Annotated in this window: 11 protein-coding genes; 6 read left to right on the forward strand and 5 right to left on the reverse strand. The window is 60.7% G+C overall.

Annotated features, from left to right (window positions below):
- Positions 1–150: 150 nt before the first annotated feature.
- The 3 genes from BGE01nite_RS21050 to BGE01nite_RS21060 all read right to left on the reverse strand — a co-directional run bounded on the left by BGE01nite_RS21050 (position 151) and on the right by BGE01nite_RS21060 (position 3,332).
- Positions 151–1,056 (reverse strand): sugar phosphate isomerase/epimerase family protein, encoded by a 906-nt coding sequence (locus BGE01nite_RS21050; protein ID WP_146853370.1) that lies wholly within the window; start codon positions 1,054–1,056, stop codon positions 151–153.
- Between the two features lie 60 nt (positions 1,057–1,116).
- A complete protein-coding gene (locus BGE01nite_RS21055; protein WP_146853372.1) occupies positions 1,117–1,530 on the reverse strand; it encodes a (deoxy)nucleoside triphosphate pyrophosphohydrolase in 414 nt (137 codons plus the stop codon).
- Positions 1,531–1,793: 263 nt separating this feature from the next.
- Positions 1,794–3,332, reverse strand: a complete 1,539-nt coding sequence (locus tag BGE01nite_RS21060) for a sulfatase family protein (RefSeq protein WP_146853374.1) — start codon at positions 3,330–3,332, stop codon at positions 1,794–1,796.
- Between the two features lie 737 nt (positions 3,333–4,069).
- Here BGE01nite_RS21060 and BGE01nite_RS21065 point away from each other — a divergent pair.
- The 6 genes from BGE01nite_RS21065 (at position 4,070) to BGE01nite_RS21090 (ending at position 8,952) form a co-directional block, all read left to right on the forward strand.
- Positions 4,070–4,606, forward strand: a complete 537-nt coding sequence (locus BGE01nite_RS21065; protein ID WP_146853376.1) for a DoxX family membrane protein — start codon at positions 4,070–4,072, stop codon at positions 4,604–4,606.
- Between the two features lie 98 nt (positions 4,607–4,704).
- The gene (locus BGE01nite_RS21070) at positions 4,705–6,144 is read left to right on the forward strand and encodes a Gfo/Idh/MocA family protein (protein WP_170266950.1); all 1,440 of its coding nucleotides are present in this window, start codon (positions 4,705–4,707) and stop codon (positions 6,142–6,144) included.
- 161 nt (positions 6,145–6,305) lie between these two features.
- The gene (locus BGE01nite_RS21075; protein ID WP_146853380.1) at positions 6,306–6,968 is read left to right on the forward strand and encodes a discoidin domain-containing protein; all 663 of its coding nucleotides are present in this window, start codon (positions 6,306–6,308) and stop codon (positions 6,966–6,968) included.
- Positions 6,969–7,180: 212 nt separating this feature from the next.
- A complete protein-coding gene (locus BGE01nite_RS21080) occupies positions 7,181–7,387 on the forward strand; it encodes a tautomerase family protein (RefSeq protein ID WP_146853382.1) in 207 nt (68 codons plus the stop codon).
- Positions 7,388–7,531: 144 nt separating this feature from the next.
- Positions 7,532–8,050, forward strand: coding sequence for a DUF4199 domain-containing protein (locus tag BGE01nite_RS21085; protein ID WP_146853384.1), 519 nt, complete (start codon positions 7,532–7,534; stop codon positions 8,048–8,050).
- Positions 8,051–8,121: 71 nt separating this feature from the next.
- Positions 8,122–8,952 (forward strand): alpha/beta hydrolase, encoded by an 831-nt coding sequence (locus tag BGE01nite_RS21090; RefSeq protein WP_146853386.1) that lies wholly within the window; start codon positions 8,122–8,124, stop codon positions 8,950–8,952.
- Between the two features lie 179 nt (positions 8,953–9,131).
- On the opposite strand, the gene prmC is transcribed toward BGE01nite_RS21090, so the two are convergent.
- Complete coding sequence (gene prmC / locus BGE01nite_RS21095) at positions 9,132–10,040, reverse strand: peptide chain release factor N(5)-glutamine methyltransferase (protein WP_146853388.1); 909 nt, start codon at positions 10,038–10,040, stop codon at positions 9,132–9,134.
- A 53-nt stretch (positions 10,041–10,093) separates the two neighbouring features.
- Positions 10,094–11,170 (reverse strand): peptide chain release factor 1, encoded by a 1,077-nt coding sequence (gene prfA / locus BGE01nite_RS21100; protein WP_146853390.1) that lies wholly within the window; start codon positions 11,168–11,170, stop codon positions 10,094–10,096.
- Positions 11,171–11,357: the final 187 nt, after the last annotated feature.

Consider the following 11,357-nt stretch of genomic DNA (forward strand, 5'->3'; position numbering starts at 1 on the left):
GGGTCATTCGCTCTCATGGGGGCGATTTAGACTCTCGCACCTTCAAGCCGAAGGCCCTGGGTGGCGAAGAGTGTTGCGGCAGCGTCCTCAGGTCAGACCTGCGTTCCACCCGACTGCGGATTCGGAGATCCGCGCCCCGTTGAAGCCAGATCACCCCAGCTTCGCCACGATCGCGTCCAGGTGTTCTTTCCCCCTCACAATCTCCGCCGTGGTCTCCGCCGCCGTCGGCAGGATGGGGAAGCCGCGTGGCGTGGGATGCATGAAGATCTCGGTCGGTCCCTTGAATCCCGTGTCCTTCAGGGCTTGCAGCAGCGGCTTCCAGTCCAGAGGCCCCCTTCCCGGCATCTGCTTCAGCTCTTCCTCCTTTGGCATCGGCTTGGAGCAGCCCATGCCATGCTCCCAGGCATAAAAGAGCGTCATCTTCTGGTCGATATGACGGATGAGATCCGCCAGCAGCGCGCTCTCCTGCGGCAAGTGATAGGGCGCCAGGGCGATGCCGATGCCCGGCATGCTGCGGATGCCGTCCGCCAGCCAGCGCAGCGAGTCCGGGGAGTCGATGAGGTTGTTGATGTGGTTCTCGATGCCGATGCTCACGCCGTTCTCGGCGGCGAGCGCTGCATGCGGCTTCATCTGCTCCACAAAGGTCTGCACGTTTTTCTTCAACTGCTCGGGGCTCACCTTGTAGTCACCCTTGCCACCAGCCACGATGAAGCTGCCTCCGAGCTGCTTCACCACCTTGATCTCGCTGGTGAGCTTCATGGGTCCCAGGTCATAGCGCGTGGTGCCGCCAAAGGTGAGGCCGTGCTCCTTAAGCTGCGCTGCGAATTTCTCCACGCCCATCTCGTCCAGCTCCTCACGCTGCGTGCCGTGCTTCTTCGGCCAGAGCTCGATGCCCGTGGCCCCGGTCTTCTTCACCTCCGGCAGAATCTCCGCCAGCTTCAGGTTTCCATACATGCTGGAGGCCAGCATGTAGTTCAGCTTCCAGGCAGGTTCGGCAGAATAGGCAGGTGCGGCGGCAAGCGCGGCGATGGACTGGAGAAAGCGACGTCGGTTCATGAAGGAGTGCATGAACAAACTCCGCTCCGCCGCATTCTTCATTCAGCTATCCCAGAAGGCTCATTCAGCTTTTGCGGCTTCCTGATTCAGCCACTCCAGCACCGGTAGATCCGCAGGTGCGAGCTCCAGTCCACCCAGCTCTGCCAAGGGCAGCCACTGCAGCGCGCTGTGCTCATACGCCACAGGTTGCTGGCTGCCCTCCACCAAAGAGCAGCGGAACGGATGCAGCATGATCGAACCCCAGTCATACACATGCGAGACCGGCCGTCCGGTCTGGATGATTTCCACCTGACACCCGAGTTCCTCGAAGAGTTCACGATGCAGAGCCTCCTCCGGCAGTTCATCCATCTCAATCTTCCCACCTGGGAACTCCCAGCATCCTTCCAGTCGTTTCCCCGGCGGCCTCTGCGCCACCATGATCAATCCATCCTGCTCGATGATGGCACAGACAACGGGAGTGGCGAAGGTAGACATGGAGGAAAGTTAGGGAGGGGATGGACAAGTCAAATTCAACATCGCCCCGGAACCCCATGCTCGTTACGCGCGCCAGCGCCGGAGCGCGGATCTCCGAATCCGCAGCCGGGTGGATGCCTCACCCAGCCAAGCCTCTCATAGCAATGACTTCAACTCGTAGACTGGCGTTTGAATCGCACAACGCGTAGCTGCGTTCTTTGCCTGTCTCTGCGTTCGCGGCGGCTGCGGATTCAGGAGATCCGCGCTCCTTGGAGGCCATCTCATCAAGGCGGCGGCAACTGATCCGCATACCCGGCACCCGTGCGCTTGAGCTCCGCCACAGCCGCAGCCCGCAGACGCTCCAGATCCGCAGCATGACCAGCCTCCGTCGCGAGGTTCTTCAGTTCCTCCGGATCACTCTGCAAATCATAGAGCTCCTCAGGCACACCGGGTTTTAAATAGCGGATGTATTTGAAGCGCCCGTCATTCAGCGCCGCATACCACGGCACATGATGATGCTCCGCCTCGGCCGGCGTTTCCTTCACCACCTTCGTCACCGCACTGCCATAGTGATCACCCGTGCCTTCAAAGAAGCAGGGGTAAGGCCAGGCTGCATTCTCGGGATCCTTCAGCAGCGGTGTGAGATCACGACCATGCACCTCCCACGGGATCTTGATGTCCGCCGTGGCGCTGAAGGTGGCGATGAGATCCGGCGCATTCACCGGCTTGGCACAAACCTTTCCCTCCGGCAGCGTGCCCGGACGTGAGATGATCAGCGGGCTGCGGTAGTTCGCATCATACGGCGCCAGCTTCGTGCGGAAGCCATGCTCGCCCATCGCGAAGCCCTGGTCCGCTGTGAAGACGACCAGCGTGTTCTCCAGTTGCCCGCTCTCCTTCAGCGTGGCCAGCACACGGCCCACACCTTCATCCAGCGCCTCCACGCACTCCAGTGTCTGATGGATGTAGGCCTCATAGGTCAGCTTCTTCTTGCTGTTGCTCACGTCGCCAAAGGACTCGCCGCTCTTCCCGGCCACGATATCGCCACTCTCATCCTTGGCCCAGGACTGTGTCTCATTCAGATAATCCGGCTTGCCGGGACGCGGCGGTAAAATGTCCGCCGGCACCTTCACCTCATCACCTTTGTGCGTGCCTTTGTGCCGCTTCGCGGGGGTCGTGGGCCCATGCACCGCGCCATAGCAGAGCCAGAGATACCACGGCTTGTCCACAGGACGGTTCTTCCCGCGGATGTAGTCACAGGCCCAGTCCGTGTAGTTGTCCGTTGAATAACCTTTCGTTAGGCGATCCTCGCCATTGAAGCCCAGCATCTGGTCCTCGTAGTAGTTGCCCGCGTTGTCCGGATGCTTCGGCCGGTTCCACACAATTTGGTAGTCCCAGTCACGACCATACCCCGCATCCGTCCCCGTGTGCCATTTGCCGATGTGCGCCGTGTGATACCCTTTGGATCTAAAGATCGCCGGCCAGAAAGGGCACTGCTGCGGATCATACTCACTCGCTGGATACTTCCCCTCCATCCGCATCGACTCGATCCCATGCGGGTGCCGCCCCGTCAGCAAGCTCGCCCGCGAAGGCATGCACCACGCCCCCATGTAGGCATGCGTGAAGCGCACCCCCGACTTCGCCAGCGCATCAATGGACGGCGTCTTCGCCCCCGGGAGCGCCTCCGGGTAACACGACACCGTCTTGTAAGAGTGATCGTCACTGAAGATGAACAGAATGTTCGGCCGCTCCGCCGCCTGACTGCCGCCTGTCGCAAGCAACTCCAGCACAACGACCGTCAAAGTGAGTAGAAAACAAAAACGCATAGCACACCTCCAAACGCCATCCCCCGCCCCACCTGTCACCACAAACAACCTGGATCTACCTGGATTAGGCTGGATCCCCCGTAGGCTCGTTCGCCAGAACAAGGAACCCAGCCCCGCTATCTGCACCAGCCGCGATCTACCTTGATCAGGCTGGATCGCCCCCAAAGTGGCCGCCTTTCTCCGAAAGGTGAACCCACCGCCAGCTCCCCTTTCCCCATCCCCAGCAGGTCGGATCCGGTCGGATTGACTCGGATCGGCTCTCCTCTCCCCCAAACCACCGTCAACAACCGTCAACCACTGTAAACAATCGTAAACGGCTCCCGCCCCTTCCGCGTCTTCCATGGGTTCCGTAGGCCATCCCTCCCCCTCCAAAACTCCAATTCTCCTGTAAAAAAGCGCATTCATAGCCCCGCAATCTCGCCCGCCCTGTCCCTCCCGAAAAGTGACCCAAGCGGACCCTTTGGACACCGCACCCACATCTCTGCTTCTCAGCATCAGCGTCTTATCAGCGGTTAAAAATCTCCGCGTCTCCCAGTCTTCCCCGGTTCCCTGCTTCTGAAAACCACCGTCAACAACTGTAAACAACCGTCAACCACCGTCAGCGTCTCCCCTCCCACCCGCCATCCCTGAGAATCCCCGGCCCTCCGCCCCGAAATTCCGCTGGATTTCCATAACGGGGCCATTCAAACTCCCTCCCCTTCCCCCGATCCGTTACAGTTCTAACCACCAACCACTCCATGTCCGACAAAGCCTGTTCTTCTCACTCGTGCCCACGTTTTGATCTCGCCGCCGCGAACCTCATCACCCGTCTCTGGGTCGGCATGCGTCTCTTCATGGCTGGTGTGGACAAATTCCGCGCGGGCGACGGCGCTGCCGCCACCTTCAACTCCGTCAACTACGACACCAAGAGCGGCCTCATCGCCAAGCTCATGTCGGACAACAGCTTCCTGCCCTCCATCCTTCCTCCGACCGCCATCGACCAGTATGCCCACAGCATCGGTTACATCCTGCTCGCCGTCGGTGCCTGGGTGGCCATCGGTCTCTTCAGCCGCATCTCCCTCCTGGCTGCCGGCCTGACCTTCCTCTCCCTCGGCTTCGGTCTCGCCGCCCTTCCAGATGACACCGAGCTCAGCACGAACATCGGTATCGGCATCATCATCACCTTCGCCGCTCTGAGCACCGTGAAGCACGGCTGGCTCTCCCTGGACGGTCTGTTCTTCCGCAAGAAGAGCTGCCACAGCCACCCGGAAAAAACCACCGAGGCGATCTCCTGATCGAACGCTCTTTCTCCCGCTATCACAAAGCCAAGCTTAGTTAGCTTATGAGCCCAGATTCCCCTTCCCCCAAGCCCCTCAGCGGGCTCGCCAAATTCATGGACCGCCGTTCCTTCCTGCGCACCAGCGCGGTGACCGGCGGCAGCCTCTACCTTGCCACCAGCAAGAGCGCCATCGCCCAGGGCGAGACCGCCGGCCGCAAGATCAAATGCGCCCTCGTGGGCTGCGGCGCCCAGGGCGACCGCCTCCGCGTGGCCTCCTCCAAAATCATGAGCGGCATCCAGTGGGTGGCCGTGTGTGACATCTGGAAATACAACCGCACTCCCACCGCACGCCGCATGGCGTATGAGAACAAGCACCAGGTCGAAGGCCCGGTCGCTGAGTATGAGACCATCGAGGAAATGCTGGAGAAGCAGCCTGACATTGAGGCCGTCTTCATCGCCACGCCTGACCACCTGCACGCTCCATTCTCCCGCATGTGCCTGGAGAAGGGCAAGTCCGTGTACTGTGAGAAGATGATGTCCAACACCATCGAAGGTGCGCGTGACATGGTGAAGGCCGGCAAGGAGAACAACGGCATCTTCCAGATCGGCCATCAGCGCCACTCGAACCCGCGCTACATCCACCTGCGTGAGAAGATCATCAAAAAGGGTCTGCTCGGTCGCGTGACACATTGCTACGGCCAGTGGAACCGCGGTGTCGCCGCCTCCCAGCCTCTCGGCATTCCGAAGAACCAGACCATCCCGCAGGAAATGCTCACGAAGTATGGCTTCGACAGCATGGAACAGTTCCGCAACTGGCGCTGGTTCGCCAAGTACGGCGGCGGCCCCATCTCTGACCTCGGCGCCCACCAGATTGACATGTTCAACTGGATGTATGAGCAGACCCCGACCTCCCTCTACGCCACCGGTGGCGTGGACTACTATGATGGCACCCCCGGCCCTGACGGCCAGCCCAAGGCCAAGTTTGAACTGCCGGACAACGTGATGTGCCTTTATGAGTACAACACCCCTGCCGGCATCATGCGCGCCTACTACCAGGTGCTGACCACCACGGGTTCCCAGGGTTACTATGAGAAGCACATGGGTGTCTCGGGTTCCGCCATCATCTCCGAAAGCCCGACCTACAACCAGGTCTATGCCGAGCCCTCCAACGACTGGAGCCAGTATGCTTCCGGCGACAACCCGATCCTGGTGAAGGCCCCGGACAACGTGAAGAACAAGTTCTGGGAGCATCCCCGCGCCTGGGCCAAGCCTGCACCGAAGTCCTACAACGTCACCGGCACCGCCAAGGCTGTGGCTGATGCGCGCGAGTCCAAGGCTCTCGATCCGTGGGAAATCCCGGTCATCCTGGACGTGTATCCGCACACCCCGCACGTGGCGAATTTCATCGAGTCCGTGCAGAAGAAGGACCCGGCCCACCTGACCTGCAACGTCATGCAGGCCTTCAAGTCCTGCGTCACTGTGCTCAAAGCCTACGAGTGCCTCAAGACCGGCCAGAAGTATAACTTCACCCCTGCCGACTTCGAGGTCGCCTAACAAAATCCAAGGCCGGGGAGGCCACAAAACCTCCCCGCCACGAACAACCGGAAACCGAGAGCAGCGAGCCGGGAACAAGTTAAGCTAATTTGCACTTTTCGGTTCACAGCTTGCAATATTCCATTCCGAAGCCCGTCTAATCCGCCCCCATTCTTACCCCAATGAACAAAACCACCCTCGCCATCGCCGCCCTCGCGGCTCTTAGCACCGCCGTCTCCGCCCAGGACACGGAAGAGATCAAGATTGAGTTCCCGAAGCCGATGTTCATCGGCACGCCGGTTCCAGCCAAGCTGCCGAACCTCGAAACTCCTGATCCAACGAAGATCATCAAGTCCTTCCAGGCTCCTAAAGGCACCGTCAACCTCGCCAAGGGCAAGGAAGTGACCTCCAGCGATCCAGCCCCGATCATCGGTGAGCTCACCCTCGTGACCGATGGTGACGCCGACGGTTCCGATGGCTGCTTCGTCGAACTCGCCCCTGGTCCTCAGTGGGTCCAGATCGACCTCGGCGCCGCCACCACGCTGAACAAGATCGCCGTCTGGCATTACCACAAGCAGGCCCAGGCCTACGTGGACGTCGTTGTCCAGGTGTCTGACGACAAAGAGTTCAAGACCGGTGTCACCACCCTCTTCAACTCCGATCATGACGACACCCTGAAGCTCGGCGCCGGTGCTGACCCCGCCTACATCGAGACCAACCACGGCCGCGTCATCGACGCCAAGAACACCAAGGCCCGCTACGTGCGCCTCACCAGCAATGGCAACACCTCCAACGAGATGAATCATTACTGCGAAGTGCAGGTCTTCGGCGTTCCCGGCAAGTAAGCTTCTCCGAGGTCTAACTAAAACCTCTTCAAACCTTTGCCGCCGTGAGTCCTGCTCACGGCGGCTTTTTTGTAGGCTCGCTCACCAGAACGAGGGGCTTGGAAAAGCCTCGCCAAAAAAAACAAAGCACCCTCGTCAAAAAGTGAGGGCCAAAGGCCCGTCCCATACCAGCCTGGGCCAACGGCCCAGGAACCTCCGACAACTCCATCCCCATGCCCTACGTCAACGTTCGCATCACCAAGGACGGCGTGACCGCCGAACAAAAAGCGCAGATCGTCTCCGAGATCACCCAGACGCTGCAGCGCGTGCTCGGCAAGAAGCCCGAGCACACCCACATCGTCATCGACGAGGTCGAGCCTGAGAACTGGGGCTTCGCCGGCATGCTCACCACCGAGTTCCGCAAACAGCAGGGAGATTGATCCTCTCTCTCGCCAAGGCTCGACAGAACCGCGCGCCGCCCCATCTTTCGGCATCACCCCGACAGCTCAAGACACGCCCCTGGACGTAGGATAGAAAATCGCGCGGCGCAGGCACCCACTGGCCTAACCTGAAACATCACCAACATGAAACCGACCACTCAAACCGCCGTCAAGTGGGGGCTGTACATCGGCTTGGCGAATCTCGTCTGGCTCTACATGGCCTACTATCTGGGCCTTCACACCAGCGGTGTCATGACCTTCCAGTTCGCCATGCTGGTGTGGCTGATCATCACCATCACAGGTTTCGTTCTCTGCCTTCGTGCGGTGAGGCGCAGGAATCCTGCATTGACCTACCTGGAAGGAGTCAAGGCAGGAGCCGTGGCAGCCTTGGTGTCAGTCATCATCTCCACCATGGCCCAGATCGGCTACGTCAAAGTCGTCCATCCAGAATGGTCTGAGGTGATGGTTCACCAGACCCAGGCGCACTTCTCCTCCCAGGGAATGACTGAAGCCCAGATCCAGAAGATGACCACCAAGGCAAAGAACTCCTTCACCCTGGCCAACTACGCCCTCTACTCCGGCATCACCGCCATGGTTCTAGGCATCGCGCTGCCACTGATCGTCATGGTCTTCCACCGCAGCCGTTCCACGAACAAGGTCTGACCACCTCCGCGAGACAACCTTTTCCTCCTTGCCTCCCCTCATCATCACGCTCCGATAGCTGCCCCACCGCCATGCGCTTCCTCGCCCTTCTCCTTCTCGCCACCACACTCCAGGCCGCCGACCAGCCCCAAGCCATTTCCCTCTGGCCTCAAGGAGCCCCAGGCTCCGAAGCCCGCAAAGACGAGGCCGAGAAACAAGAAGGCGCGAACGTGGTGAACGTCCACAATCCCTCCATCACGCCCTTCATCCCCGCTAAGGATGCCACCGGCACCGCCGTGCTCATCGCCCCCGGCGGTGGTCACTCCAAACTCTGCCTGGGCCATGAAGGCTATGCGCTCGCCGAATGGTTCCAGGAGCACGGAGTCGCCGCCTTCGTGCTCAAATACCGTCTCGCCCGCGAAAAGGGCTCCACCTACACCATCCAGGATCATGCCATGGCCGATACCCGCCGCGCCCTGCGCCTGATCCGCAGCCGCGCCAAGGAGTGGAACATCCGCCCCGACCGCCTCGGCGTCATGGGCTTCTCCGCCGGTGGCGAGCTCGCCGCCTTCGCCGCCATGAAGAGCGATCCTGGCAAGCCCGACGCCGCGGACAGCATCGAGCGTGAAAGCTCACGCCCCGATTTCCAGGCCCTGATCTACCCCGGCACCTCCGGCCTCTTCTCCGCTGAAAAAGGCATGCCGCCGCTCTTCATCGCCTGCGGTTACGGCGACCGCCCCGACATCGCCGAAGGCATGGCCACCCTCTATCTCAAATACAAAGCCGCCGGCGTGAAAGCCGAGCTGCACATCTACAGCGAAGCTGGTCACGGTTTTGGTTACCGCCCCGGCACCACCACCGCCGCCGGCCAATGGCCCAACCGCTTCATGGAATGGCTCAAAGACAGCAAGCTCGTCCCCTGAGTTGACCCGCGAAGTCGCGAAGCGTCCCGGAGTGCGGTGGCAGAGAGGCACGAGCCACCGTGCCTCGTCGACACCGCTCGCGCGCACCCAGTATCTTCATTCCATCACGACATCGCGCACGCACCATCGTAGGCGCACTTGCCAAAGTGCGGTGCCATGAACGCGGAAACCTCTCCTCGTCAGGCTTCTACACTCTCCGCCACCTCCGCCGACACCTCCTCCACCGGCTCCTCAGGCACCCCCGGATGCACCCCCAGCACAAACCGCTGGATCCCTGCCAGGTCCGGAATCACCCGAACCTCCAAAAACCCCGCCGCTTCCGCCAAGGCAGCCGTCCTGGCACCTTGATCATCCCCGACCTCCAGCGCGATGCCACCGCCCGGCGTCAGGTGCTTCGGCACCTCATCTAAAAAGCGGCGCACGATATCCAAACCATCCGGCCCGCCATCCAGTGCCAGCACCGGATCCTGCCGCACCTCCCGGCTCAGTGTCGCCACCTCCGCCGTGGGAATGTAAGGCAGGTTCGAAACGATAAAATCAAAGCGCCCAGGCACCTTCTCAAACAGGTCACTGCGCACCATGTGCACCGCATCGAGTTTCAGACGTGAGGCATTCAGCCTCGCCAGATCCAGCGCATCCTCAGAGATGTCCGCTAGCTGCACACGCGACTCTTTCCAGGCCGCCGCCAAGGCCAGCCCGATGCAGCCCGAACCCGTCGCCATATCCAGCACACTGGCAGGCTTCGGCATGCGGTTCGCCTTCACCTCACGGATCAGCCAGTCCACCAGATGCTCCGTCTCCGGCCGCGGGATCAAGGCGCGATGATCTGACACCAGCTCATGCCCCAGGAAGTCCACCGTTCCTAACAAATGTTGCAGCGGCACCCCTTCGCCACGGCGCTTCAGCAGATCACGCATCGGCACCAGCGTTTCCTCATGCAACCTCTCCTCAAACCTCAGATACAGGTCCAGCCTGCGGCAGCCCAGCACATGCGCTAGCAGATGCTCCATGTTCAGCCGCGCCTCATCGACTCCGTGCTTCTGCAGATAAGCAGCACCGCTCGTGAGAACCTCCAGGAGTGACTTCATAAGTAAAATTTGTTATTCCGCAGCTCGCACCTTCCACATCGCATCACCTCACATCAGCGCAACCCGGCCTCGGCCAGACGCTCCGCCAGATCATCCGCCAGCAGACGGTCCATCATGTCATCGATCTTCCCTTCGATGAAGGTATCGAGGCTATAAAGCGTGAGGTCGATGCGATGATCCGTCACCCGGTTCTGCGGAAAGTTATACGTGCGGATCTTCTCCTCACGACCACCACTGCCGATGAGATCCCGACGATGTGCCGAATACTTTGCCGCCTCTTCCTGCTGCTTCTTCTCCAAGAGACGTGAGCGCAGGATGCCGAGAGCTTTGTCCTTGTTCTTGATCTGGCTGCGCCCGTCCTGGCAGCGCACGATGATGCCCGTGGGAATGTGCATCACCTGCACCGCGGAGTCCGTCGTGTTCACCCCCTGCCCTCCCGCGCCGGATGAGCGGCAGACCTCGATTCGGACCTCATCCGCCTTCAGCTCAAAGTCCACCTCCTCAGCCTCCGGCAGCACCGCCACAGTGGCCGTTGAGGTATGAATGCGCCCCTGCGCCTCCGTGGAAGGCACACGCTGGACGCGGTGCACCCCGCTCTCATAACGTAGACGGCGGAACACCTCATCTCCACTCACCTTCATCACGATTTCCTTGAAGCCACCCACGTCCGAAGGACTCGACTCCAGCGTCTCCACCTTCCAACCGATCGTTTCCGCAAAGCGCGAATACATGCGCACCAGGTCTGCCGCGAACAGCGAGGCCTCATCACCCCCCGTTCCTGCGCGCACCTCGATCAGCGCATCACGACCTTCCAGCGGATCCGGCGGCAGGACAGCCACCTGCACACGATTCTCCAGCTCCTCGACCTGCTTCTCCACCAGCGGAATCTCCGCCAGCGCCATGGCCTCCAGCTCAGGATCACCACAGGTGGACATCTCACGACTGGCCGTGAGTTCCTCGATCTGCTTTTGATACAAGTCCCAATTCTTCAAAAGCATGTCCAGCCGCCGGTGCTCACGCGTCAGCTCCCCAGCCTTCTTCGGATCATCAAAGAAGCCTGGCTGCCCCATCAAGTCCTCCAGAAGCTGAAAGCGGGAACGTTTGGTGGCGATGATGGGACTGTAATCCATTGCAGAGGAAAGCGGACAAGCTCGGTAACGAAAGGAGGGCGGGAAAGAAGAGAGACCGATGGCGGCACATGCCCCAAAGATCAACCCCCATCCATGTTTACAGCCCGGATGCTCGTCAAGCCGGCAGCAGCCGAACAACAGGGGTAGCTCTCCTCATCAAAAAAGAACCACGCCCGGTCAGGCGTGG

It is taken from the genome of Prosthecobacter gellanilyticus, assembly GCF_007992435.1.
In the GTDB taxonomy this organism is placed as follows: Bacteria; Verrucomicrobiota; Verrucomicrobiia; order Verrucomicrobiales; family Verrucomicrobiaceae; genus Prosthecobacter; species Prosthecobacter gellanilyticus.

Excerpts from the sequence above, each read along its gene's own strand:
- BGE01nite_RS21050 (WP_146853370.1), bottom strand. The coding sequence starts at position 1,056 with ATGAACCGACGTCGCTTTCTCCAGTCCATCGCCGCGCTTGCCGCCGCA.
- BGE01nite_RS21055 (WP_146853372.1), bottom strand. The coding sequence starts at position 1,530 with ATGTCTACCTTCGCCACTCCCGTTGTCTGTGCCATCATCGAGCAGGAT.
- BGE01nite_RS21060 (WP_146853374.1), bottom strand. The coding sequence starts at position 3,332 with ATGCGTTTTTGTTTTCTACTCACTTTGACGGTCGTTGTGCTGGAGTTG.
- BGE01nite_RS21065 (WP_146853376.1), top strand. The coding sequence starts at position 4,070 with ATGTCCGACAAAGCCTGTTCTTCTCACTCGTGCCCACGTTTTGATCTC.
- BGE01nite_RS21070 (WP_170266950.1), top strand. The coding sequence starts at position 4,705 with ATGGACCGCCGTTCCTTCCTGCGCACCAGCGCGGTGACCGGCGGCAGC.
- BGE01nite_RS21075 (WP_146853380.1), top strand. The coding sequence starts at position 6,306 with ATGAACAAAACCACCCTCGCCATCGCCGCCCTCGCGGCTCTTAGCACC.
- BGE01nite_RS21080 (WP_146853382.1), top strand. The coding sequence starts at position 7,181 with ATGCCCTACGTCAACGTTCGCATCACCAAGGACGGCGTGACCGCCGAA.
- BGE01nite_RS21085 (WP_146853384.1), top strand. The coding sequence starts at position 7,532 with ATGAAACCGACCACTCAAACCGCCGTCAAGTGGGGGCTGTACATCGGC.
- BGE01nite_RS21090 (WP_146853386.1), top strand. The coding sequence starts at position 8,122 with ATGCGCTTCCTCGCCCTTCTCCTTCTCGCCACCACACTCCAGGCCGCC.
- prmC (WP_146853388.1), bottom strand. The coding sequence starts at position 10,040 with ATGAAGTCACTCCTGGAGGTTCTCACGAGCGGTGCTGCTTATCTGCAG.
- prfA (WP_146853390.1), bottom strand. The coding sequence starts at position 11,170 with ATGGATTACAGTCCCATCATCGCCACCAAACGTTCCCGCTTTCAGCTT.